Source organism: Dyella tabacisoli (assembly GCF_003350925.1).
Taxonomy (GTDB): domain Bacteria; phylum Pseudomonadota; class Gammaproteobacteria; order Xanthomonadales; family Rhodanobacteraceae; genus Dyella_C; species Dyella_C tabacisoli.
Genome location: NZ_KZ857173.1, coordinates 700568 through 724896 on the forward strand (window position 1 = coordinate 700568; position 24329 = coordinate 724896).

The 24329-nt window shown below is 58.7% G+C and carries 26 protein-coding genes; 8 read left to right on the forward strand and 18 right to left on the reverse strand.

Annotated features, from left to right (window positions below):
- Positions 1–7 precede the first annotated feature (7 nt).
- Genes DVJ77_RS02830 through DVJ77_RS02840 form a run of 3 tightly spaced genes read right to left on the reverse strand, consistent with a single transcriptional unit; the run spans position 8 to position 3062 of the window.
- On the reverse strand, positions 8–940 hold the full coding sequence (locus tag DVJ77_RS02830; protein WP_114843918.1) for a 1-phosphofructokinase family hexose kinase: 933 nt from the start codon (positions 938–940) through the stop codon (positions 8–10).
- Positions 937–1860 carry a carbohydrate kinase family protein gene (locus DVJ77_RS02835; protein WP_114843919.1) on the reverse strand — a complete coding sequence of 308 codons (924 nt, stop codon included), beginning with the start codon at positions 1858–1860 and terminating at the stop codon, positions 937–939. Before DVJ77_RS02835 ends, DVJ77_RS02830 begins: the two co-directional genes overlap by 4 nt.
- 29 nt (positions 1861–1889) lie before the next feature.
- Positions 1890–3062 carry an SIS domain-containing protein gene (locus DVJ77_RS02840; protein ID WP_225427746.1) on the reverse strand — a complete coding sequence of 391 codons (1173 nt, stop codon included), beginning with the start codon at positions 3060–3062 and terminating at the stop codon, positions 1890–1892.
- Between the two features lie 99 nt (positions 3063–3161).
- On the opposite strand from DVJ77_RS02840, the gene DVJ77_RS02845 reads away from it, so the two are divergent.
- The 3 genes from DVJ77_RS02845 (at position 3162) to DVJ77_RS02855 (ending at position 6262) form a co-directional block, all read left to right on the forward strand.
- A complete protein-coding gene (locus DVJ77_RS02845) occupies positions 3162–4079 on the forward strand; it encodes a class I fructose-bisphosphate aldolase (protein WP_114843921.1) in 918 nt (305 codons plus the stop codon).
- Positions 4080–4155: 76 nt separating this feature from the next.
- Positions 4156–5382, forward strand: coding sequence for an amidohydrolase family protein (locus DVJ77_RS02850; RefSeq protein ID WP_114843922.1), 1227 nt, complete (start codon positions 4156–4158; stop codon positions 5380–5382).
- A gap of 73 nt (positions 5383–5455) precedes the next feature.
- Entirely contained in the window at positions 5456–6262 is an 807-nt protein-coding gene (locus DVJ77_RS02855) for a DeoR/GlpR family DNA-binding transcription regulator (protein WP_114843923.1), read from the forward strand.
- 45 nt (positions 6263–6307) lie between these two features.
- Here DVJ77_RS02855 and DVJ77_RS02860 read toward each other — a convergent pair whose 3' ends face one another.
- Positions 6308–6913, reverse strand: a complete 606-nt coding sequence (locus DVJ77_RS02860) for a class I SAM-dependent DNA methyltransferase (RefSeq protein ID WP_114843924.1) — start codon at positions 6911–6913, stop codon at positions 6308–6310.
- Positions 6914–7151: 238 nt separating this feature from the next.
- On the opposite strand from DVJ77_RS02860, the gene DVJ77_RS02865 reads away from it, so the two are divergent.
- On the forward strand, positions 7152–8705 hold the full coding sequence (locus DVJ77_RS02865) for a DUF1800 domain-containing protein (protein ID WP_114843925.1): 1554 nt from the start codon (positions 7152–7154) through the stop codon (positions 8703–8705).
- An 82-nt stretch (positions 8706–8787) separates the two neighbouring features.
- Positions 8788–9990 carry a DUF1501 domain-containing protein gene (locus tag DVJ77_RS02870; protein WP_114843926.1) on the forward strand — a complete coding sequence of 401 codons (1203 nt, stop codon included), beginning with the start codon at positions 8788–8790 and terminating at the stop codon, positions 9988–9990.
- A gap of 41 nt (positions 9991–10031) precedes the next feature.
- Here the strand turns inward: DVJ77_RS02870 and DVJ77_RS02875 are convergent, their stop codons facing one another.
- The 13 genes from DVJ77_RS02875 to DVJ77_RS02950 form a co-directional block, all read right to left on the reverse strand.
- Complete coding sequence (locus tag DVJ77_RS02875; protein WP_114843927.1) at positions 10032–10952, reverse strand: sensor domain-containing protein; 921 nt, start codon at positions 10950–10952, stop codon at positions 10032–10034.
- Positions 10952–11314, reverse strand: coding sequence for a PadR family transcriptional regulator (locus DVJ77_RS02880; RefSeq protein WP_114843928.1), 363 nt, complete (start codon positions 11312–11314; stop codon positions 10952–10954). The genes DVJ77_RS02875 and DVJ77_RS02880 overlap by 1 nt, the downstream gene beginning before the upstream one ends.
- 733 nt (positions 11315–12047) lie before the next feature.
- Complete coding sequence (locus tag DVJ77_RS02885) at positions 12048–12329, reverse strand: hypothetical protein (RefSeq protein ID WP_114843929.1); 282 nt, start codon at positions 12327–12329, stop codon at positions 12048–12050.
- 154 nt (positions 12330–12483) lie between these two features.
- Positions 12484–12921 (reverse strand): SMI1/KNR4 family protein, encoded by a 438-nt coding sequence (locus DVJ77_RS02890; RefSeq protein WP_114843930.1) that lies wholly within the window; start codon positions 12919–12921, stop codon positions 12484–12486.
- Between the two features lie 386 nt (positions 12922–13307).
- On the reverse strand, positions 13308–13610 hold the full coding sequence (locus tag DVJ77_RS02900) for a hypothetical protein (RefSeq protein WP_114843932.1): 303 nt from the start codon (positions 13608–13610) through the stop codon (positions 13308–13310).
- A 53-nt stretch (positions 13611–13663) separates the two neighbouring features.
- Entirely contained in the window at positions 13664–13915 is a 252-nt protein-coding gene (locus tag DVJ77_RS02905; protein WP_114843933.1) for a hypothetical protein, read from the reverse strand.
- 88 nt (positions 13916–14003) lie between these two features.
- Positions 14004–15041 (reverse strand): hypothetical protein, encoded by a 1038-nt coding sequence (locus tag DVJ77_RS02910; RefSeq protein WP_162791345.1) that lies wholly within the window; start codon positions 15039–15041, stop codon positions 14004–14006.
- 117 nt (positions 15042–15158) lie between these two features.
- Positions 15159–15638, reverse strand: coding sequence for a hypothetical protein (locus tag DVJ77_RS02915; RefSeq protein WP_162791346.1), 480 nt, complete (start codon positions 15636–15638; stop codon positions 15159–15161).
- A 383-nt stretch (positions 15639–16021) separates the two neighbouring features.
- The gene (locus DVJ77_RS02920; protein ID WP_114843936.1) at positions 16022–16240 is read right to left on the reverse strand and encodes a hypothetical protein; all 219 of its coding nucleotides are present in this window, start codon (positions 16238–16240) and stop codon (positions 16022–16024) included.
- Positions 16241–16939: 699 nt separating this feature from the next.
- Positions 16940–17392, reverse strand: coding sequence for a hypothetical protein (locus DVJ77_RS02935; RefSeq protein WP_114843939.1), 453 nt, complete (start codon positions 17390–17392; stop codon positions 16940–16942).
- A 68-nt stretch (positions 17393–17460) separates the two neighbouring features.
- Positions 17461–17796 carry a hypothetical protein gene (locus DVJ77_RS02940; protein WP_114843940.1) on the reverse strand — a complete coding sequence of 112 codons (336 nt, stop codon included), beginning with the start codon at positions 17794–17796 and terminating at the stop codon, positions 17461–17463.
- A gap of 66 nt (positions 17797–17862) precedes the next feature.
- The gene (locus DVJ77_RS02945; protein WP_114843941.1) at positions 17863–18132 is read right to left on the reverse strand and encodes a hypothetical protein; all 270 of its coding nucleotides are present in this window, start codon (positions 18130–18132) and stop codon (positions 17863–17865) included.
- Positions 18133–18195: 63 nt separating this feature from the next.
- Positions 18196–18783, reverse strand: coding sequence for a PTS sugar transporter subunit IIB (locus tag DVJ77_RS02950; RefSeq protein WP_114843942.1), 588 nt, complete (start codon positions 18781–18783; stop codon positions 18196–18198).
- A 1580-nt stretch (positions 18784–20363) separates the two neighbouring features.
- Between DVJ77_RS02950 and DVJ77_RS02965 the strand changes: the two genes are divergently transcribed.
- From DVJ77_RS02965 to DVJ77_RS02975, 3 genes are all read left to right on the forward strand, one after another.
- Positions 20364–20966 carry a DUF1326 domain-containing protein gene (locus DVJ77_RS02965; RefSeq protein WP_114843944.1) on the forward strand — a complete coding sequence of 201 codons (603 nt, stop codon included), beginning with the start codon at positions 20364–20366 and terminating at the stop codon, positions 20964–20966.
- A gap of 62 nt (positions 20967–21028) precedes the next feature.
- Positions 21029–21778 carry a DUF2182 domain-containing protein gene (locus DVJ77_RS02970; RefSeq protein WP_225427750.1) on the forward strand — a complete coding sequence of 250 codons (750 nt, stop codon included), beginning with the start codon at positions 21029–21031 and terminating at the stop codon, positions 21776–21778.
- Positions 21771–22646: a DMT family transporter gene (locus DVJ77_RS02975; protein WP_114843946.1), complete on the forward strand. Its 876-nt coding sequence runs from the start codon at positions 21771–21773 to the stop codon at positions 22644–22646. Before DVJ77_RS02970 ends, DVJ77_RS02975 begins: the two co-directional genes overlap by 8 nt.
- A 116-nt stretch (positions 22647–22762) precedes the next feature.
- Here DVJ77_RS02975 and DVJ77_RS02980 read toward each other — a convergent pair whose 3' ends face one another.
- Positions 22763–23989, reverse strand: a complete 1227-nt coding sequence (locus DVJ77_RS02980) for a carbohydrate porin (protein WP_162791347.1) — start codon at positions 23987–23989, stop codon at positions 22763–22765.
- Positions 23990–24329 lie beyond the last annotated feature (340 nt).

The window sequence follows — 24329 nt, forward strand, 5'->3', positions numbered from 1 at the left end:
GCGCTTCCTAAAGGGTCAACCGCTGCACGCGCACCCGCGGCAACAACATCTCGACAGTCCGTCGTTCGACAAAACCGGTTTCATCGGCCAATGCATTGGCCGCACCGCAGGCCACGCCCAGACGCAGCACCTGATCCAGCGGCATGCGGCGTTTCACGCCGACTGCCATACCGGCCAGCAGGCAATCGCCCGAGCCGACGCTGTTGCGTACTTGATCGAGGGTAAGTTCGGCATGCCAGACGCCGGCGGCATCGGCGACGACCGCACCCAACGCCCCCATCGACACCACCGGCATGGCCACGCCACGTCCGTGCAACTGTGCCGCCGCGTCGATGGCTGCACTTAAATCGTCTACCGGGCGGCCAAGCAACTCAGCGATTTCGTCGCGATTAGGTTTAATCAAAAAGGGCTGCGCTTGCAGCGCATGTCGCATCACGATGCCGCTGGCATCGACCAGACAACGTTTGCCGACATCGCGCACCTGGGCCACCAACTCGGCGTAGGTGGTCGGCGGAAAACCGCGCGGCAGACTGCCGGATAAAACCACCAGCTCGCTTTCATCGACACTGCGACGAAAATCCAGCAACAACGACGCCCGCTGTGCCTCGCTAAGCAACGGCCCCTGACCGAGAATTTCAGTCATCTGTCCACCGGCCTCTTGCAAGGCCAGGCAATGACGGATGCTGTCGCTGATCTCGATGCCGTGAAACAACACGCCGCGCTCGCTCATCCGGCGACCGATCAAATTACGATGCGCCGCGTCGATCAAGCCGATCAATTGCACTCGCTCACCCAGCGCGGCAATGGTCTGCGCGACATGCAGGCCTTTACCGCCGGGATAAACCTGCTCGTCCAGCGCACGACTGACTTGACCGGGACGCAGCGCATCGAGCCGAATAAAACGGTCGATCGCCGTATTGAATCCGGCGACGGTAATCATGGCGACCGCGCCAGCAAGGCTTGCACTTCTTTGGCATCCGCTTGCCCGGTGGTGCCGCCGATGGCGCGGGTGGATAAGCTGCCGCAGGCACTGCCCCAGCGCATGCATTCGTGCAACGACATACCACGCAGCCAGGCATGCAAAAACCCCGCATCGAAGGAATCGCCCGCACCGGTGCTGTCCACCGCATCGACTGCATAGGCAGGCACTTCGAGCAGTTGCACGCCATCGAAAACGGCACAACCCTGACGCCCCCGCTTGACCACGGTGCGGGTGCGACCGTTGTCCAAGGCGCGTAGCGCGCTCGGCACATCGTCGCGACTGGTGATCGCTTGCAGTTCCAATTCGTTGGGCAGAAACAGATCGACCTCATGCAAGGTGTCGAGCAGCCCGACATCCCATTGCTGATCCGGGTCAAAGCCGGGATCGAGCGAGGTACTCAGCCCCGCCGCATGCGCACGCGCCAGCAATTGGCGACAACCGGGGCGCAGGGCTTTTTGCAAAAAGTACGACGAGATATGCAGATGGTCTGCGTTCGCCAATAGTTCGTCGCTGACCTCATCCGCTCGCAGCGCGGCAATGGCCCCGGCGAAAGTCACCAGGGCGCGGTCTTGCGGGGTGGATAGCGAAGCCGTCACCCCGGTGCGCAGCGCGGCATCGGGCCGCAGCGAGGACACATCAATGCCGGCGCCCTGCAAGGCATCCAGGCAATAGCTGCCCCAGGTGTCGGCACCGAGTTTGCCGTGGAAGGCCACCTGATTGCCGAGCCGGGCCAGACCCATCGCGCAAATCATCGATGAGCTGCCCGGCGTCATGATGAAGTCGTCGGCCAGCACTTCTTTGCCCAGCATCGGCGCGGCATGGCAGCCCTTGAAGACCAGATCGAGATTGATCTCGCCGATCACCAAAATACGTTTCATCGGGCCGGGCCTCACTTGAGCCATGGGCTTCACACCCGCTCCTGCTGGCCGCTGCCCTGATGAGTGGTGTCCTGATGAATCACGAAGTCCTCGACCACGCGCGTCAGCACGCCCTGGGCTGGCGCATCCGGCTTGCCGTCCAGATGCAGGCAGCGGAAGAAGGCCAGCAACTGCCCTACCGCCACGTGCGCCAGCAACGCCGGCACTTCGCCGTCCTCGGCTAGTCCCGGTGCTTCAATAGCGAGATCGTGTGGACCCAGCAGATCGGCTGGAATGCCCTCGCCCACCAAGACCTTGGCCATGCCAAGCTGCTTGCGCGACAACTCGCGCAGCAAATCGGCCTCGTAAGCGCGTACCGAAGGATCGGGCGACAGCAAGGCCACGATCAAGGTCGATGCATTGATGCTGGACATCGGCCCATGGCGCAAACCGAGATAGGTTTCCGCCATGGTGACGACGCGGCCGCCGGTCATCTCCAGCATCTTCAGCGCGCATTCGTGCGCTGCGCCGATCGCCCCGCCATTGCCCAGATAGACGGCCGAAGTGAATTCACGCCGCGCCATCTGCGCCAGCGCATCGGACTGGCGGTCGAAAACATCTTGCACGCCCGCCGTCAGACGATCGATAGCCGCTGGTGCAAGCCCTTCGCGCAACAGCCCCGTGCCGGCCAGCAACAGATTGGTAAAGCTGCTGGTCATCACCAGGCTGCGGTCGTTGGTACGTTCGTCGAGTACCAGTACGGTGACGCGCGGATCGTCGCGGTAATACGTGGCGAGCTTGCCGTTGGCGTTGCAGGTAATCACCAGATGGCGATAAGCCGGCGCGTCGACCAGCAAGCGGCTCACCACGCCACAGCTTTCCGGGCTGTCGCCCGAGCGTGCCAGCGAAATCAGCAGGCCCGGCCCCGGCGGCAACACGCTGCGCCAATGGGTGAGCAAGGTGCCGGCGGCAATCGCCTGTACCGGCAGGCCCAGACCCGACTGCAGGCTCGGCGCCAGACCCTCGCCGATATACATCGAGCTGCCTGAGCCGGTCAGCACGATATGGCTAGGCAGCGGCATCAGCGCCTGCGCGAGCCGCTCGCGGATGGCAGCGCTGCGCAGCAAATCGGCGGTAGCGCGCCAGGTCGTCGGCTGCTGCAGGATCTCGCGCAAGGTATCGGCATAACCCGCCGCCTGTTGCTGTGCGAACGAGCGAGCCAAGAGGCCTTCAATTTCTTTCGTTTTCTTATCAAGTATTGACATTTGGCTCAATTCACTCGAATGTGAAACCATCCGATTACGGATTTCAGGGTATTCGAAATGAAACAAAGCTTACAAGCCCTTTCGAAAGCTTCCGAAAAGTTTTCGCAACTTTCGCTCTCTCACGGCAAACGCACCCGGTTATGGCGGCTGCTGTACGGCCACGGTCCGCGTAACGGCAGCCTGCTGGTGCTGCCGCTGGATCAAGGGTTGGAACATGGCCCCACCGACTTTTTCCCGAACCCGCCGGCGCTGGACCCGGACTACCAGTTCCGGCTTGCGGTCGAGGGCAACTTCTCGGCGATCGCGCTGGGCATCGGCCTGGCCGAGAAGTACATGGCCGAGTACTGCGGGCGCATTCCGCTGATCCTCAAGCTCAACGGCAAGACCAATATTGCTAGCGATGCGGAGGCCACGTCGCCGCTATTCGCTTCGGTCGAAGACGCCGTGCGGCTCGGCGCCGATGCGGTCGGCTACACCATGTACGTAGGCTCGCCACGCCAGCACGACGAAATCCGCCAGTTCGAAAAAGTGCGCCAAGACTGCGAGCGCTTCGGCATGCCGCTGGTGTTGTGGTCGTATCCGCGCGGTGCCGCGATCGACGCCAAGGGCGGCAAGAACAGCCTGTACGCGCAGGACTACGCAGCACGCGTTGCGCTGGAGCTGGGTGCCGATATCGTCAAATTGCACGAGCCCAACGACGAGCGCACTAACGCACCCGCGCCTTACGACACCCTGGTGGAAGACGCCGCTGCGCGCAGTCAACGCGTGGTGCGTTCGGCCGGCCGCACCATGGTGCTGTTCTCCGGTGGTGAAAAGAACGACGACGATGCGGCCGTATTGCGCAAGGTCGAGTTTTATATGGCCTCGGGCGCCAGCGGCGTGATGTTCGGCCGCAATATGTGGCTGCGGCCGCTGGACCAAGCCATTGCGCTGACCAAGTCGGTGCACGAAATCATGGCCAAGTACCCACGCTGACGATGAACCACCCTGTGCGCGAAAAACCTTCAAGGCAATGCCTGCAGGGTGGGCTTCTATACCGAGTAACCATGCGATGAGCCGCTCACCCTCCTGCCTTTGCTGTGCGCCGCCCACCGGCGCAGGCACCGTCCGCATCCAGGACGAGAAAAGCCTGGGCGACAAAAACCCGCTCAAGACTGTCGCCCATGCGGGCGGCAGCGATGTACGGCTGAAAGATTTCCAGCCGCGCAGCATGTTGCATGTGCCCAGGACACCGATCGAGCACCCGCGTTTTCCGGTGATCGACGTGCATACGCATCTGACGTGGTCCAGCCATACCCGCAATGGTGTCTCGGTCGGCGAGGAAATCACTTTGTTCGCCCGCCCGGAGGACTTGCTGCCAGTGATGGATCGCAAGCACATCCGCACCCTGGTCAATCTCACCGGCGGTATCGGCGCCGGCCTGGAACAAAGCATCCGCAGCTTCGACCACGTCGCCCCCGGCCGCTTTTTGACGCTTACCGAACCGTCCTACGCCTACTTCCCCGAGCCGAACTACGCCCAGTTGCAGGGCGATGCCATCGCCCATGCCCGGCGTGTGGGCGCACGCGGCCTCAAGCTGCTGAAAACCCTGGGGCTGTATCTACGCGAGCGGATCGACGAAGGCCCGCTGGTGGCGGTGGATGACCGCCGTTTCGATCCGATGTGGGAGGCCTGCGCGGCCTACAACATGCCGGTATTCCTGCATGTCTCCGACCCGGAAGCGTTCTTTTTGCCGGCCGACGCTCACAACGAACGCTACGAAGAACTAAGCCAACATCCCGATTGGTCGTTCTATGGGCCTGAATTTCCCAGCAACGACGAGTTGATCGCGGCGCGCAACCGGATGATTGCGCGCCATCCGAAAACCACGTTCGCCTTGATGCACGTGGGCAACGGCGCCGAGAATCTGGCCGCCGTGGCCGACTGCCTGGACCGCTTTCCCAACACCATGGTCGACATCAGCGCGCGCATCGGCGAGCTGGGCCGGCAGCCGCGTAACGCCCGGCGCTTCTTTGACCGCTACCAGGACCGCATCCTGTTCGGCACCGATGCCGTGCCCTCGCCCTATGGCGACGACGTACCGCAACAACTGTTTGGAGACGAGCTGTACGAGATCTACTACCGCTTTCTGGAAACCGAAGACGAATACTTCGATTACGCCCCTGCGGCGACGCCCCCGCAGGGGCGATGGTCGATCTATGGGCTGGGGCTGACAGACGACATCCTTCGCAAGATATACCATGACAACGCTGCCCGGCTTTTGCAGATTCTGTCCTGAGTAGATGTCCTCAGTAATGCGCTCCAAATGAACTAGCCTCAAGTGAACCAGCCCCTAGTGAAGCTTGTAAGCCATGAATGAACCCCTCGCCGCCACGCCTTCACGCCGCCTGCTGGTCGAAGAGCGCCGACGCCTGATCGTCGAATTCGTGGAGCAGCACGGCCGCGCCACCGTTGAAGAGCTAGCGACCAAGTTCGACACCTCCACCGTCACCATTCGTGCCGACCTGGAGGTACTGGCGCGCAGCGCTGCCATCGCCCGTTCGCACGGCGGCGCCCTGCCGGTGATGCCGCCGTCCAGCAACGACACGCCGCTGAATATCAAAGAGACGCGCTGGCATGCGCAAAAATTGCGCATCGGCCTGGCCGCGGCCAAGCTGATCGGCGACGGCGAGACGATCATCCTCGACTCGGGCTCGACCACGGTGGAGATCGCACGACAGATCCGCCAGATGAAATTCGAGTCGCTGACGGTGATTACTAATGCGCTGAACATCGCGCTAGAGCTTTCCGGCCTGCCGCAAATCCGCGTGATGATGCTTGGCGGCCTGCTGCGTCAAACCTCGTACTCGCTGGTCGGCCCCGATGCCGAGCAAGCGTTGGCCAAGCTTTCCGCCGACCGCCTGTTTCTCGGTGTCGATGGTCTCGACCCAGTGGTCGGGGTAACCACCCCCGACCCGCTGGAGGCTTCGCTCAATGCGCTGATGATCCGCGTATCGCGCGAGACCATTGGCGTGTTCGATGCCAGCAAGCTGGGCCAGCGCAGCTTGTCGGTGATAACCCCGCTACAGAACCTGCATCGGGTCATCACCGACACCAGCGCCGACCCGGAGATGGTCGAAACGCTACGCGGTGCGGGCGTCGAGGTGATCCTGGTCTGACTTGGTCAGGTCTGACCTGGTCTGATCTTCTGATCTCGCCTGATCTCAGGTCGGCATCTGCGCCCGCTCCAGCGCCGCAATATGCCGTTCCAGTCGCGGCCCGAGATAACAATGCGAGCCGCACGGCAGCAAACCGGCCTTGCTGAATTCGCGCAGATACCAATTCGGCGCGCGCGAATTGAATCCGTCATGGTCACCCGCCACGTCGTCGCGATTGGTGAACACCTCTAAAAATGCGATGCCTTCGAGCATCTCGCCAACGCCTATCAGGCCAGCGCGAATCTCGGCAGGCTTCAGGTAATGCAGTACGTCAGTGCAAACGATCAGATCGAAGCGATGATCGAAACGCAGCTCGGCCAACTGACCGAAACGGGCCAGCCCGATATTGCGGCTACGCCCGTAGCGCATCACCGCATATTCGCTAGCATCCAGGCCACGGTAATGAATATCCGGCCGTAGCGCGCGCAACGGCGCCCGCCATGTCGCCTCACCGCAGCCGATATCCAAGACATTGCGAATCGGCCGGCCCAGGTAATACTCGGCCTGCGCCACCACCATCGCTACCTTGCGCTTGAGTTCGGCTTGAGAACCCACCGAGTGCTGCGGGTCGCGATACCACTTGTCGAAATAGGCACGGTCGTAAGTCTTCATAACGCCGCATGGTAACCGTGGTGCCGCTTCAGAACGAGGATTTGAATGCGGCCGAGCGCAAATTCATGCGAAACGGCACCGCCCGTTTATTTCCTACGTGAACCGATATCGAATACGACACACTCTCGTACGAACATTACGTCGGCCGATACGCGATTGCCGCGTTAAAGCTGTCCAGACCCGATCGACATGACTCGATCGACATGCTCGCCTTATGGCCAAGGGAAGTTCACCACGTATGCGAATCTCCTGTTCCGTTCCCCGCGCGTCATTCTCGCTACTTCTTCTAAGCCTGCTGCTGACGTCATCGTTGGCGCCCGTGTGCGCACTCGCACGAGACGCCAACCCGCTCAGCAGTGAAGACATCGCCTGGTTGCGGCGCGACGGTTTCGACCTCGATAGCGCCAGCGTCGAGCACTACCGCGCGGTGGGACGCTCGCGCTTTCTCGACGAACAGCTCGACAGCCACACCCCCGACAACCTGCCGCCGGAGATCGCCGCGCTCATCAGCAGCTACGAAGCCGTGCGCACACCGCCGGAGCAATTGCTGGCCGCGCAGGAAGAGGAACAAAAGCGGATCAAGAGCATGCCCGATGGCGACGCCCAGGTCGCGGCGAGAAAGGCCGAACAGCAACACGCCAACGATTTGCTGCAGCAAGCGCAGCAAACCGAATTGCTGCGTGCGGTATACGGCTCGAACCAGTTGAAGGAACAGATGGTGTGGTTCTGGCTCAACCACTTCAGCATCTACGGCACTAAGGGCCGGTTACGCTGGGTGGCCGGCGACTATGCCGAAGGTGCGATCCGTCCGCGTGCTTTGGGCAAGTTCAAAGACCTGGTAATGGCCACGTTGGAGAGCCCAGCCATGCTGGAGTTTCTGGACAACGCGCAAAATGCCAAAGGCAAGGTCAACGAAAACTATGCGCGCGAGCTGATGGAGTTGCATACGCTGGGCGTCGGCTCCGGTTATAGCCAGCAAGACGTGCAACAACTTGCCCTTATTCTCACCGGTGTCGGCATCACGCCGCGACGCGAGCAGCCGCTAAAGCTCGGCCCGAAACTTATGCCGCTCTACGTTCACAACGGCCTGTTTGAATTCAACCCAGGGCGGCACGACTTCAGCGACAAGGTACTGCTTGGCCAGCACATCAAAGGCAGCGGCTTCACTGAAGTAGAGCAAGCGGTGGACCTGATTACGCGCCAACCGGCCTGCGCGCAGTTCATCTCGCGCAAGCTCGCCGAGTATTTCGTCGCCGATGAACCGCCGCCGGCTTTAGTGGCGAAAATGGCGAAGACCTTCCAGCGCACCGATGGCGATATCACCAAAGTGCTGCGCACGATGTTCGAGTCGAAAGAACTACTCGCCAGCGCCGGCAAGAAATTCAAAGACCCCACCCAGTTCGTGGTGTCATCGGTGCGCCTGGCCTATGCCGGCAAGCCCGTCGCCAATGCCAAGCCCATGCTTAACTGGTTGAACCAGTTGGGTGAGCCAGTCTTTGGCCGGCTCACCCCCGATGGCTGGCCGCTGGAAGCCAGCGGCTGGGCCAGCTCAGGACAGATGGCCAAACGCTTCGAGATTGCTCGCGCTATCGGCACCGGCAATAACCAGCTATTCACCCCCGAAGGCAGCCCCAAGGTCGGCGCCGGCTTCCCGATGCTGACCACGCGGCTCTATTACGACGCGATGGAGCCGCAACTGGCCCCGGCCACTCATAGCGCCCTGAGCAAGGCTATCTCGCAGCAGGAATGGAACACCTTTTTATTGTCGTCGCCCGACTTCAATTACCGCTGACATTTTTTATCTCCCCCGCTTACCGGGGAGATGCGCATGTGCTTATCGACATCACCTTATCGAGATCAGGCTGAGGTATCCCATGAACCGCCGTGAATTTCTGCTCGCCGCCGCCAGTGCCGCTGTTGCGGCACCCGCCCTCAGCTTCTCCGGCAAATTGTTCGCTGCACCGGCCAATACGCCGCGCTTCCTGATGGTATTTCTGCGCGGCGGCTACGACTGCAACAACTTGCTGGTGCCTTATAGCAGCGATTTTTACTACCAGTCGCGGCCGAGTCTGGCGATTGCCAAACCCGATGGCGCCAACCCCAACAGCGCCATCGCGCTCGACGCGAACTGGGGCCTGAACCCGATACTGCGCGATTCGATTTATCCGCTATGGCAACGCAAGCAAGTGGCCTTCGTGCCGTTTGCCGGCACCGACGACATGAGCCGCAGCCACTTCGAGACGCAGGACAATATCGAATCGGGCGAACCGACCGAGCAACGCAACAACTACCGCTCGGGCTTTCTGGCGCGGCTGTCCGGCGCGCTGACCAGCGTGCCGGCCATCGCCTTTACCGATGCTTTGCCGCTGAGTTTTCAGGGTGGCGGCAAAGACATTCCCAATATCTCATTGCGTGGCGTAGCCAAGCCCGCCTTCGACGAACGCCAATCGGCGATCCTTTCCGAGATGTACAAAGGCACCTCGCTGGCCGCGGCGGCCACCGATGGCCTGGACCTGCGCCAGAAAGTTTCCAAAGATCTGCAAGACGAAATGGCCAAGGCCAATCGCGGCGCGGCCAGTGCGAAAAACTTCGCCGAAGAAACCCAGCGCATCGCCACCTTGATGCGACAGCAATATCGGCTGGGCTTTGTCGATGTCGGCGGCTGGGATACCCACGTCAATCAAGGCAGCACTACCGGCCAACTCGCCAACAACCTGTCCAACCTGGGTCAAGGCCTGGCCGCTTATGCCGAAGCGATGGGCGACGAGTGGAACAACACCGTGGTAGTGGTGGCCTCCGAATTTGGCCGCACCTTCCGCGAGAACGGTAACAAAGGCACCGACCATGGTCACGGCACCGCGTACTGGGTGCTCGGCGGCAAGATCAACGGCGGCCGCATTGCCGGCTCGCAAGTGGCGGTGAACCAAAAGAACTTGCTGCAAGACCGCGATTATCCCGTGCTCAACAACTACCGCGATGTGCTGGGTGGTTTGCTTGGCCGCACCTGGGGCTTGTCCGCCAGTCAATTGCAGGCGGTGTTCCCGCAATCGAAACCGCGGGATCTGCAATTGGTGTAGTCAATGCGCCCCTCTCCCGCTGCAGGAGAGGGGCATATCGCTCAATCGGCCGAGCCGCGCACCAGCAGATGCTTGGCGATATCGCCTTGCATCAGCCCCAGCGCGCGAACCAGGTGCAAAGTGGTAAACAGTAACCCGATACCGATCAGGCTAAGGGCCAGGGCATCGCCGATACCCGGGGTATGTGCGCCAAAACCAAAATCGACCGTGACACGGCTTTCAAAATCGCTAAAAAGCCAGGCAAATGGTGCACCGATAAAGCCGACCGAAAGACTTAACAAGGTGACGGTGAGTGTGAAGTAGACGACGCCTAGCGGAAGCATCAACAGCATGTAAAACAAGGTCGACCATGTGCGCGCATCAGTGAACATAGCGCCAATCCGTTTCATCAACGACATGGCCGCCTGTTCGGGATACGGCGGCCGGCGCGGCATGCGCACCCCAAGCATGGCCTCGACGATGCGCCCCTCCACCAATGACAGCGCGCGTACGGTTCCGAAGAACAGCACCACGAACGGAACGCCGATAATCAATACCGAAAAGCCAGCCGATAACGCGATGCCGGTGACCGCCCAGGTAAAGTAAAAAATGCCGGTCGCCAACGACAACAACATGTAAAACATCGCGCCGTAGGTGCGTGGATCGGCGGCGACACCAAAGAAGCGTCCAGTCAGCGAGCGACGCTTAGGCGCCGGCGGCGGACGCAGTGCACGCTGGATTTTGATCTCCTGATCGCGATAAAGCTCGGCCACCTCTTCAGGTGCGCCATAGCTACCGACCACATGAGCCAGCATCTCGGCCTCACTACGGCCGGGTTGTTCGGCCAGTTCGGCGCGCAAGTGTTCCTCGGCGTCGTACAAGGCATCTTGAATCAAGGCCGGATCGGCGCCGCGCAACGCGGCACGTAGTTGATCCAGGTATTGCGCAATCGTGCGCGGCGCATTGGTGTCCTGCGTATTCATCACACCCCTCCTTGCAAAACGGTATCGACAGAATCACGGGTGGCGGTCCAGGCAGCGACCCACTCACGCAACACCTCGCGCCCCAACTTAGTCATGCGGTAATAACGTCGTGGCGGCCCACTCACCGAAGGCTCCACTTCGCTGGCCAGCAGCTCGGCCGCCTCCAGATTGCGCAACACCGGATACAGCGCACTCTGCTTACCAGCCAGCACGCCCTCCCCCACTTCTTCCAAGCGTTTGGCGATCTGGTAGCCGTACATCGGCTGACGACTTTGACTAAGCACAGCCAGCAACACCAGCGACACGGTGCCGGAGGCCAGCTCCTTCTGGAATTTCTTCAGTTGGCTGGCGTTGTCGTCCACTTAACTCACCTGCACGGCTACTTACCCATGACTGAATCATAGTGTTTAGTTAACACTAGTGAATGAGCCGGAAGTCATGGGGGACGAGACTTTGGTGTGTGGGCATGACACCAATGTATGTACGCGTTGTACAAACATTGGTGTCATGGGGGATGTACAAACAATGGTGTCAGTTGGCGCAGCTACCCTTGAGACAGGAGGGGCGAGCGATCCCTTAGGGCATTAAACGCCTACCCAAGAAGGGGCCTGGCTTGGACGCCAAAATGGGGGACCGACCTATAAGGTCGAAAGCGGACATTCTCCGTACTGTCCAGCAGTCATTCGGTGGGTCGCCGCCGATGTGAGTCTTCGCTTGGGACCAGCTTGCCTACAAAGAGCCATAGCAAGCGGGCAATCACAACTATGAGTAGCGTTGTGCGCGAAGGGCCAAACTCGGACTCCCTGCCGCAGTAGTCGTTGCGGAGGTACACCTCAACCCGCTGGCCCTTCTTGGCGAAATCATGCGAACTGTCCACGACATCTGTAAGGACACCGCCGCCGGTGGGCACGTAAACAGATACCTCGGCCGGTCCGACCTCATGTTGAACGCCGGGGGGACAGGAAGCGAATACCAATGGCATACCAGGTATTGACCAACACGATCAGGACTATGGAGATAGTCAAAATCCGCCGTTGAATCCTTCCCAAGACACACCCCTTTGTTCACGTTTTAAGAAGTGACATCAATAGCGCATCAAAGCAGGTGCCAAATAGGGACCGTTGACAATAGCCCGCCCGCCACTAGAGCAAGAATTGAACGCCTGGTTGCAGATTGGAAGGCGAACCCCGCCAGCCATGTACCAACCAGAAGAGAAATTTGACCGAAGCCAAACCAACGAGCGATCACGTAAGGATTGGGCATGGGAACTGGGCCCGGGCCCGGATCAACCTGAGATGCGCCTAGTGCCATCGCTATCCCGATACCGCCTAAGAGCACAAATACCAGCGCCAGATTGGCGGCGAAGGTTTTCGTCATCTGGCGCACCTCCCTTTGTAGCTCAGCAAGGAAAACTCCTTATATCGGTTTGGGTCCGCTTCGGGTCGGAAGCGGACCTTACCTTTTCGCATCCGCCCAATACATAGCCCGGGCGAGGCTATCAGCATCATGACGTCCTGACTGGGCGGCAAGCTCATTGAGCTTTGCCTTGACCACGTCTCGGCCAAAAGTCCGCAGACACGGGGCTATGAAGAGCCGATTCGCACTTGGGTTCCATGTTGTGATGGAACGCAATGACCTCGTCCGTTCCATCGCAGCGGATACCCCACAGCTCGTCCGCAGATGAGGAGCCAAAGAACACGTACGGGCTGAGATCAAGATCAGGCCAAGTGCCTTTGAATTCCGTCCAACAGAACATCGTCAAGCTCTTCAACGAACCAATGTGGTCTTCATCGGTTAATGAGAGTAGGTACTTGGCATTCCCCCTGTCTTCTCTGAACCCATCACATTCAAGGTACAGAGCCCGGAGCTGCTCCGGAAGACGGACGCCTAACGCCGTCTCGACGGCCGCTATGTCTTCACCGGTCGCGGCCGCCCCGAACTCGCCATATGGATACATCATCCTTAGCATTTATTTCTCCTTGTAATCCAAAGTCCCGATGTCTGCTTTGGGTCGGAAGCTGACCTAACTAGCCTTTGAGCTCTACAACTTCTCCGACCGCCAGCTTGGTCAAATCCGCTGGCGAAAGCACCTGAAAGGCAAATACGGACAAGTCCGGCGTGCCATCCGGCTTCATGGACCGAGGCTGGTTAACGCCTCTCGCGATTGGGACGTCATTGAAAGTTGGTTTCTCCCCAAGCTGAAAGTCACCGGGCTCCAACCGCCGAACGATCACGTAAGGCGATGGCGTTGGTCCGGATATGTATTCAACCTTGAACTGCATAAATCAACGCCCCCCCCTATTTCGTCGACCGAACTGTCCGCTCTGGGTCGAAAGTGGACATCAAGACCAACGCTTAGAGCTCTTCAAATTCACCCGTTTCGGCGACATAGAAGCGCGCGCTCAACCGATTGCACAGCTGTCGCAGAACGGCCCGCTCCTCGTCTCCCCATACGCCGCTAACGGTGATGGCGCGTGGGTCGGCGCTCTCCTCAGGGCCTTCGATATTGGCTGTAAGCATCAGGTGTTCCGTGCCTGACATGAGCTCCGCGACAATGCTTTCCACGACTTGCCTTTGTCCAAGCGGAGCCGGCATCCAGTCCTGGCTTAACGACCCCGCATTTGCGTCCGCTCGCACGATGATTCCAATGCTGCTCATTCACACCTCCCTGTCAGAAAGTGTCCGCTATGGGTCGAAAGCGGACATTGAGGTTAGACCAGTTCGATGTATAGAACTTGGTCTGGATGATGTTCCCTGATCGTCGCCGTAGCCTCTTCCACGGCGGACTCATCGACAGGATCAATCCAGTGCACGAAGTCTGTTAGATCGAAGCCCTCGGTGCGGAGCTCCTTCATTTCAAGCTCATCAAGCAGCCCCCGGTTCACCCAGATTGCTGTCTTGCTTCCCCTGGCAAGATCGAACATCTCGCTTAGGCCATGCTTCGTAAGTGCGAAGATAACCAAATGCGCCTCCTTAGTGTTACCTGGTATGCCCGCCTCGGGTCGGAAGCGGACATCCCCAGGCGCTGATGGACCGCCGTCCGTACAACCACTAGCTGCCGAACGCTTGGGTGGCACGATCAAGTCGATCATCATCCTTGGGATCACCAGAGTGCAGGGTGTGCTCCAGCAGCAGTCCCTTGAGATGCGCCGGTATCAAGTCGACATCCTGCGGGTGGTAGCGCTTGAAACCCCATCCGGCGAAATACCGCGCAGCCCCCTCAAGCAAGGCGTCTTCGGCGCCGGGACTCTGCGCCACTGTCACGATTCGCTCAGTCGGAAAATCCAGCAATAGGGCATTTGCGATGTCCTCGTAAGCAGGATAGCCGCTCCAAGGGCCCACCCCTGACCCATTCAAGGTCAACAGCCTCCGAATCCGCTCATCGCGATCGGCGACTTCGGCTTGAAGGGCGCTCTTCAGGTCGTCCAATGCTTTCCCATGGGGATTCATGCCCATGCGAAACTGCGGATCAGTATCCCAGACGCGACGGATTGACGTCGGCATCGCTGGAAGCCATCGCCTCATTCCCTCGTCATACTTCTTCTGCTGTTCTCGCTGACTCGCCAGCGAATCTTCCAGCGAGTGGGAAAGCGGAACGTGAAGACTATTCATCAGTTCGTTTAGTGCCGCCGGCGAGCCCGCGGCACCGACAGATTCCAGAAGGTGACTATCGCGGTAAATCTCAAGCTGATGACAGGAATAGCAGAGCAGGAAGTCGTAGGTGTGACCGTTGGCTTGTATCCGCAATGCATGGCGTGGATCGAAGCATGCGGCAACGATGTTATCGAACCCGGCGATGGCTGAATCAATAGCTGCAACGGCGTTCGCTCGCTGAGAAGGGTTCAATGGCGACTGCCCGAGAATCTCAAAGCTCTGAAGCCTCGCTACTTTCTCCTCAGGATCAGCCCAAGGCTCAAGCGAATAGAGGACAGCCGAACCTCCCGAATGAAGCGCGGCCGCAACCTCGGCAGATAGCACGTTGGGCCGGGCGTAGACAAATGCAGGTGCGGCAAGCAAAACGATGGAGAGAATTCTGGTAACGAAGGCGGCCACCTTTCTAGAGACCGTCAAAGTTTGATTCTTGTTCATTTCCTGGTTCCATCGCATGCTCATCAATCCTTGTCTGATTGAAAAATCGACCAGTTCTGAGTGTCCGCTCTGGGTCGAAAGCGGACGGTTGAGTCTTACATCGCGGGTTAGTAGCCGTCAGCTATCACCGTCAGCACCATGCCCCCCAATCTTGCTGTCTTCGGCAAAACTGACCTCGATGTTGCTTCCGCGCGACTCAGTCCCGTAATAGAAGCTCACGTCTACGCGATCCAGGCTCACGCGGGATGAAAACTGCGTCGCCGGCGCCAGGCAGACGATGACGTCTTTTGCGTTATTGCCGGAAAACTCGATGGCGCCATGGTCCATCAGGTAGTCGCAGACAGACCGGGCAGGTTCATAGCTTGAAAACGTGCACCTTTTTGCAGCGAATACGTAGCCTTGTGAAGACGAGTCCTTGAAATCACTACCCCACGAAGTATGAAACTCCAATGTCCTTGACTCGCCCTTCTTGACCGACGCGACGAAGGCCCTGAGAGGAGAGCACAGCGGATCTCCTTTAGCTTTGGCTGCACCAAGACAAGGAAGGCCGGCTACGGCCAAGGCCGCTGATGCGATAGCCAAAATTTGAATCTTCATTCGCCCCTCCCGCACCCCTTTAATTAGCACCATTAAAAGCGTCCGCTTTGGGCCGAAAGCGGACATTAGAACCCTCTCCAGGTGTCCTTACAGCGACCGCAGGGACAATCCAGAAGCCACGCGGTTCCACGCGCCTCCACCGATATGACGTCACCACAGTATGGACATACCTGATCTACCGGAAGTCCTCTGGAGTATTCGCACATCGCTATGTACGAAGGCTTGGCATGCGCAGGGAGTGACTTACCTCTGACGAATTCATCAGCCTCTCGCTCAATGTTTTCGATGATCGAATCCATGACTTCCCCTAAGCAAAGGTCCGGCAGCTAAAAGGTCCGCTCTGGGTGGGAAGCGGACACTTCGAACCTTGCTAACCGCTGCCGCTACTCCATATTTTTGTAGCGATAGGTTCGAAAGCCGTCGCCCTGCAAAAAGCTATCCGGCTCCCAACCTCGCTTCAGTACGTGATCCGTGATGATCGCCATATTGATGCCTACCGGGTCCAGCAACTGCTGAGAAATCGTCAGTCGAAAATCCGACGCTTGGCCCTCAAACGCAGCCACCTGCTGCACCGCATCCTGTACAGAATCAATGATCTTCATCGACCGTCCCCTGTCTCCTTGAAAGTGTCCACTTCGAGTCGAAAGCGGACATTTCCCTGTCAGCTATTTGTAGGCACAACCTCGTAGCGCGGTTGCCCGGGTATCGGACTGTCAGGCATCACTCGAATCCTACGATCCCTGATCAACTCGTTTATTGCTGGCATGAGAGACGTGGTCATCTCGGGGTTGGCTCCCATAAGACGCCGGTCCAATTGGTACCAAGTCCAACGACCATCGTTTTGCGCGATAGCCTCGAAAACCAGTTCCTTGAACTCAACGAAGTCCATTCAGCCCCACCTGTTCACTAGATCGTGGTCTCGATACGTAAGGTCCGCTATGGGTCGGAAGCAGACCTTACCAATGATGGCTAGGGCTCCGAAATTTCGAACCTGATGGTAACTCCTGCTCCGTCGTCGGCACCCTGATAGCCAACAAGGAAGCCCTCATATATTGATGCTTGGAGCCATCGAAGCCCCATAGCCAAATCCACTGATTCCCATTCAGGGATAAGGCATGTCACCGGCTCACGCCCGCCAACTAGCGCGAGCAGGTTGGCTCTCGCCTCTAGCCATCTATCCTCCACACCGCGATCCATGGACTTCCCCATCTAGAGCTTTGAAGGGCAATTTAAAAAGCGTCCGCTTCGGGTCGGAAGCGGACGCTATTGAAGTCTGGTGATTGTACGCGACGGAGGCACCATCACTTGGAGACGGATCGTTGGAACGACCAAACTCGCTCGAAGATTAAGCGACCTTTGGCCTCGTTGCCCCAGAACTCGCCAGCAGGCCTTGGCGTGTAAGTTCCTGAGACGTCTATCTCGAACTCTACCAACTGGTGCGAAAGCGCGTGCTCTTCAGTCGCTTCATCAAAGCGCTGAACACTCTCATGAACCGGATCGCTCATCATCAGCCCCTTTTGTATAACCAGCCCCTTGCATTTGGGGTCGTCAAGAAAGGCGCCGTGCCGAAGATCGGTAACGAAGTGTGCCCTGACGTGAGCACGAATCGCGTCGGCCGGCCTGGCCTTTTCGGCCAGCTCGCAAATCGAGATGGTGCGCTCGCCTGCTTGAGCAACGTATTCCTCCGCGTGTGTAGGAGATACCGTGTAAGCCAATAGAAGAACTGCTCTAAAACCAGAGGCCACATACCTCATGCTCCCCTCCCAGGGAATCGCCCGCCAGGCACCCTAATGCAAGTCCGCTTCGGGTCGGAAGCGGACATCTACGATCCCTCAACAATCTCCCCAGCCTCAAGCTTCTTAACGAGCGCAGCGATCAACAACTCGTATACCGAATTTGCCGCGCTCTCGCTCGGAAGATAGAAGATCTTTGAGAGGCAATAGCTGGTACCCAGCTCCCGATTGATTTCAGCCAGCCCGGCAGTCACTTGCCTAAGCACTTCTCCAGGTTCAGCGCGCACCTTGCGGGTATCCTCTGCCCCCAACGCAACAAGCTCAATTTCCCCTGGATGATCGGAAAACGTCACGCCAAGAAGATTGTCTTGCGCGCCCGTGATTCTGGCGATCTTGTAAACGTCCCCGCTTTTTACAAGTTGCATCCACCCACTCCATAAGGCGCCAGAAGTGTCCACTATGGGAAGCAGACACTGGCTCCTGTCGAAATATCACTGTCCAGGCTGCCAGAGGACTCTGGTCCCAATGGGAACCTGCTCTTTCCGCAGCTCAGGTAAATAGACAACCAGCTTGTAGCCGCCGGGTCGGAAGTGTTCGACAGTTAGGCGCGCCTGAGCCTGGATAGACAAACCGTCCGGGCGTTCGACCAGAACATCATGGATCGAATCTTTGGTCCGATCGTGGAGCAGTAAATCGGGAGCCAACGCCAATCCGCGGCCAGCGATCTCAAAGGTGTCCTTTACTTCTAAAAGCAGTTCCATGTTGTCCCTCGATGACCGATTTCTGGCCGAGCTGCGATGTCCGCTTCGGGTCGAAAGCGGACATTAAGTACGCTTCGACAGTTCGCCTTCGCGTCGACAAATTTCCCGAACGAGAACGTCAGATAGCTTCATTGGCTCGTCGCCATGGCCCTCAACTATCGGAATCGCCCAGTCACAACCAGAGAGGCGGAAGTGCCGCTTCCAGTCAGGCAACGCCAATAGCTCATCGGTCCTCATTCGCCTTGATCCACCCATCTCACCGTGGCCGCCACCAATGGATTCACCTACATCAAATAGGTTGGCGCTGAACGGAAACAGATAGACGCCATAGACGTGGTGAGTTGGATGGGTCTCCGTAGGGGCCTGATTCTTGTAGCTTAAACGAAGTACTTGGTGCTCTAGGCCTTCTTTCGTGAGAGGCGTCGAGTTCCGATAAAGGTAGGCGGCGGATAGCTCACCAATCTCGGGCCATGTGATGGAACTGACCGTATAGGACAGGTTCTTTAGCCTGTTGGGATAGGCCAGCGCCGGCCAGCTCATCTCTTTTCGCGCAATCTCTGCGTCGAACAATCTGTGTTCGGCTCCGCCAAACTCGATGACCAACTGCCAAGTTTCATTGGGTACGACCCGCTCAAGTCCAGGTGCCGTCATAGAGGTGCCTTTGTTAGATCCTCGCTCAGGAATAGTGTCCGCTTCGGGTCCGAAGCAGACACCCGACTAGCGATCATGGAACCATTCCAGAAATTGTTCGGCAACATCCGAATCGAGCTCCAAGACGGCCTCTGCAATAGCGGCCTCACCTTTCGCGGCAGCTATGGCAGCGAGAGCTGCATTGCATGAAGCCATCATCGCAACGGCGTTTACTTGCATCCGCGACCAGCTGGGGAAGCTGCGACATGGCGCGTTTGTAGGTCAGTATCAGGTCGTCAGGTATGGAGATGTTCTTGCGTGCACGGCAGCACTCGACCCACGCCGGAAATTGAAAGTAGTTGGAGTCCGCTTTTAGAGGATCGATCGCGAGGGCCGCGATCACGTGCGGAACTGCGGCAAACGAGGCGGGATACACGCCTCCCTGATGGGCAAGTGAGCTCCATAGAGTCGCCCACGGCTCCTCCTCACAATCGCACGGAGGCACGCCATATAGCTGGCGAAGAAGATCCGGGATATCCGAGGCCGGCCCAAAAGCATGCCTCAACTCTTCCCATCGAGGGCTGTCCAGACTGAGCACCGATACCTCCTGTAAGTTGCCCACTAACGCGCCTTGCTTGATGTCGGCCTTGGGTCGCAAGCGGTCAGTCGAATCTGATCGTCACATGCTTGGACTCGGCCGCCAATCCACGCAAGAACTGGCAAAGTTGGCCGCCGCCAACGGTCCGTAAGCCGTCAAAATTCTTCAGCCGAAGAACACACTCGCCCGGCCAACCCGGTCCACCTCCAACGGAAGGCATCCATGTTGCAGCCGAAACTGGCGGCACCCTCTGGCCTGACAGCGTCTAGATATGCCAGCCAGAACCCGGCCTCATCTCGAACGCCAGAGCATTGAACAGCGAACTCCATTTCCATTCCTCATCATCGCTTTGAAGTGTCCGCTCCGGGTCGTCGGACCTTCCCAGAATATAGCCGTAAGCGCTCGTCGGCATCCTGCCTACGTTCTTGAGTGCTACGGTGAAGATCCAGCACATCATCGATGCCATCAGAAGCGGCTGACCGCCACTTTTCCTTCTCGGAGGCACGCCCCGCATGACGCGTCCTAGCGGCCTGTCTGACACATACTTTGGTTGTCAAATCAAAAATGCACCCAGCCGGCATGATCGGCTAAGCATCTGTTTCAATTAGCCATATACTTACTTAGCTGTTCAACAGTCAGCAAAGTACGTACACGAGGCACCTCCACTGCACACACTTTGATCTCCAAGACTGCGCAGACTTTGCTGTCATGCCCATGTGTGGGCATGACACCAACCGATCATAGGCACCGCGTTGCGCAATCGGCCACTCAAAATCGCAGCCACCGGCCCGAACCATCCGCTGACTCGAAGGCCTCGGGGCTCACGCCCCCCAGAGTGGCTTTGGCGATGTCAACGCTCCCAAACGGACAGAATCCATCAATCCGTCGCTGCTCACCATCGAACTTGACTTGGCCAAACCCGCGGCGGGAAAATTGTTACCCCCTTCGCGGCCGGGTCTCGCTGCGACATGTTGGTGTGTGCGTACCTTCAATGGAGGTTCGTATGAGCTATCACCTGGAAGGTCGGCTGCTCGAAGTTTGCAACTGCAAGGTCCTGTGCCCTTGCTGGATCGGAGAGGATCCTGACAACGGCACCTGCGACACCATTGTCGCGTGGCATATAGACAAGGGAACCGTCGACGGCGTTGATGTTGCCGGTAGTACGATCGCGGCCGTGGCCCATGTGCCCGGCAATATCCTGCAAGGCAACTGGACTGCCGCGATCTACATCGACGACCAAACTTCCAAGGCGCAGGAAGAGGCACTGCTAAAGGTCTACACCGGCCAGGCCGGCGGACCGGTCGCCGATCTCGCCAAGCTCATCGGCCAGGTCGTATCGGTGGAGCGAGCGCCTATCCGGTTCACTGTGGTTGCGGGTAAGGGCGAACTCGAGATCGGCACGAACTACTACGCCGAACTCGAACCGTATCTCGGCGCGACCGGCGGTCAAACCACCCTCTCCGATACCGTGTTCTCAACCGTGCCGGGGGCGCCGGTGTTTGTCGGCAAGGCCCCGACCTATCGATCCAGCAACGCCGCCCTCGGCATCAACCTCGACATCAAGAACCACAACGCCCTGCAGAGCACGTTCGTCTTCGACGCATGAACACAACGGCAGGCCCTTCGCCGCCTGGCGCCTCGCGCCATGTTCGCGTGTTCCTGCCGATCTTGGCCGCGCTGACTGCTTTCGCGTGGGTTGCGTTGTGGGCGTGGACGCGCAGCCCTTATGGACGCTATGTCGAACACGGTAACTGGATAGCCTCAGGATCGGTTGCGTTTCTATGCCGTGTCGTTCCGGCTGGCGATGTGGTCGTGCCGGTGTTACTTGAAGCCGTCGCGTGGATCCTCATGGCAGCGGCCATGATGTTGCCTACCACCTTGCCGCTGTTCAACGCCTTCGACCGATTGACGGCCGAGCGACCAGACCATGGGCGTCTCCTTATGTTGCTCGGCCTGGGCTATATGACAGTGTGGGGAGCCTTCGGACTCCTGGCGCATGCACTTCACAGTGCCCTGCTGTCCGTGCTCGCGAGCATACCCATGCTGGCGTGGAATGGCTGGCTGATTGGTGTCGCCATTATCGCGTTGGCCGGCGCATTTCAGTTCAGCAAGCTCAAATATCAGTGCTTGGAAAAGTGCCGTACGCCGTTGAGCTTCGTCATTGAGCACTGGCGAGGGCAAGCGCAAGCGCGGCAGGCGTTCGCGCTCGGCGCGCAGCACGGTTTATTCTGCGTCGGGTGTTGCTGGGCGTTGATGCTATTGATGTTCGCACTTGGTACCGGCAGCCTCGGGTGGATGCTCTTGCTTGCAGCCGTGATGGCGATCGAAAAGAACGTTCGCTGGGGCAAGCGTCTCAGTGCGCCCCTCGGCGTGGCGTTGCTATCGTGGGCAGTCGTTCTGGTGGCGACCCATGCATGAAACGCGCGATCGACTGCTCATCTTGCAGACGACCGTCCTCACTACGGTGGCCATGCTCGCCTTCGCGGCCAATTCGCTGTTGTGCCGGTTTGCGTTGCAGCAATGGAAAATCGACCCGGTCAGCTTCGCCGCCATCAGGCTCGTTTCCGGAGCCATTATGCTCGCCGTCATCGTTCGGCTCAGGCCGGGGCGGTCCTCGCCCAGCCATGCCGACTGGCTTGCTGCGACCATGCTGTTTGCCTATGTCGCCTTCTTCTCCTTCGCGTATCTCACCTTGCCCGCAGGCACGGGGGCATTGATTCTGTTCGGCGCGGTTCAATTGACCATGTTCAGCGTCGGCTTGGGCTCCGGCGAGAAATTCGGATACCTCGCTTGGCTCGGTCTCGCGCTGGCCGTAGCAGGGCTTTTCTACCTGGTGTCGCCGGGTATCGCAGCGCCGCCGCTCCTCGGCGCTGCGTTGATGGCGATCGCTGGCGTGGCGTGGGGCGTGTACTCATTGCGCGGCCGCCGCCTGACCAACCCGCTTGCCGCAACAGCGGGAAATTTCGCGAGGGCAGCGTTGCTTGCCCCCTTTCTTAGCTTGCTTTTCATCGTCAATGCCCGCGCTTATGCGGATGCGACCGGGGTCGCCTTGGGTATTGCCTCAGGCGCGCTCACTTCCGGCATCGGGTATGTCATCTGGTATACAGCGCTGAGCAGGCTTTCTGCCATGCGCGCCGCCACGGTACAGTTGTCGGTGCCGCTGATCGCGGCATTTGGCGGAGTGGTGTTCCTATCGGAAGCGATCACTCCGCGGCTGACCGTCGCTTCTACCGCGATTCTTGGCGGCATCGCGATGGTGATGACCAGCAGGTCGCGGAACCATTGAAGGCGGACCTTACTGTAAAGCGACGCGCCGCTTGTGGGATCGCCTATGCATAAGACCACGGCGCTTTGAGGCTTCGCTTCGTACCAGATCCCATCTGGATTGATCGAATACCAAATTCAGTAAGACAGCGACAACGAACTCATCCACGTCAAAGCTTCCGGCTGTTTCGGCGCCTGAATGGGGTTGGCGGTATAGCTCAGTTGGTTGGAGAGATAAACGCCGCGCGCCACACGGTAGACATAGGACAGCGCATAGTTGCGACTGTAGTCCACAGCGGCGATCCCGCTTGCCTGTTGCATGCGCTGGGAAGAGCGACTCAATCGGTTGAAGGTATAGCCCAGAGCGAGCGCGTCATCGGGCTGCCCGAAAGGACCCAGTACGTACAACGTAGCGCCGATATCTCCGGTATAGACGTTACGATCGGGTGGCGCATAGTCGGCTTTTACATTGACGTAAAATCCTCGATACGGCTTTGCCGCATCGGTCTGGAAAAACTGATAGTCGCCGACCAAGTAATAGGCATAGTTGCCACCCGCATAGCCTCCGCGGAACCTTGAGAAACGGCTTTCGTTATACATCACGCCCTGCCGCAGCCACATCATCCGTTGGCTGGGAGCGGCTTCGACCTGGTACCCCAACTCATTGATGAAGAGCGCCTTGGCACCGGGAATATGCCACTTCAGCCCCAGGAAATTATTGTGGTCCCAATCCGCTTGCGCCCCCTCGGGATCCACACTGCGGGTCACGCCGATCCGCTCATAGAAATGCTTATTGGCCGAAGCCAGGCGCAGGTTGATCTCGGGTGCCGTCTTGTTGAAGATGAAGCCGACTTCGTAGGGGATGGAACTTCCGACACCTGCCGGCGACGTCGTCGAACTGGTGCCGAGTGCAAACCCATAGAACTGGTTGCCTAGCTCCTCAAAGCCATATTGCAACTGCACGCGCCCCTCGTTGAAGCGCTGACTGACATAGAGGCTGTTGATGGCGAAACCGGTTGGATTTTCCCCGGCGTACCAGAACCGTTGCACGTTCGCATTGAACACGAGTTGCGAAGCGCCGGCAAAACCCACGCGGGATAGATCGTAGGTAGTGGTTACATACCCGTTAGCCCGATAAGTAGGATTTTGCCCGATGTAAAGCTGAGGATGCGCACCATGATGCAGCAGGTCGAAGGTTCCGCCCAGAGTGATGCCACCTTGAATCAGCCAGCCATGCTCGGCCGACTTTTCGCGAAACTTGCCCAAATCCGGTGACATGGTTTCACAGGTGCTGATCGCCGGATTGGTGGTGCCTTGCGGCTGCAAGCCGTCATACCGATGGCAAGGAAGGATCTCAGTAGCCATGTTGGCATCGGCGGAATCCGCCGCGACTACAAGTTCAGCGTGCACGTCATTGCAAACGGCCCATGAGACCAGCCATAGGCTTCCAGCTAACACGGGCGCAAAGCGGCGGAGATTTTTGGACATAAGGGTTTCTCGCACCCGCGCGTGACGGGTGCAAAAGCGAAAAGCGTTGCGTTGGGGAAAGCCTGGGGACGTTCAATATAGTAGCTGCGCTAACTCCCCATATACAGTGCCAGAGCCACTCGCCATGCCCCTACTAATGGGCCTTCCATTTCGATGGAGGCGGTCGCTTGCGTGCTCAGCATGGGCTAGTAGCGAAAAAGCATTACGACCTTCACAT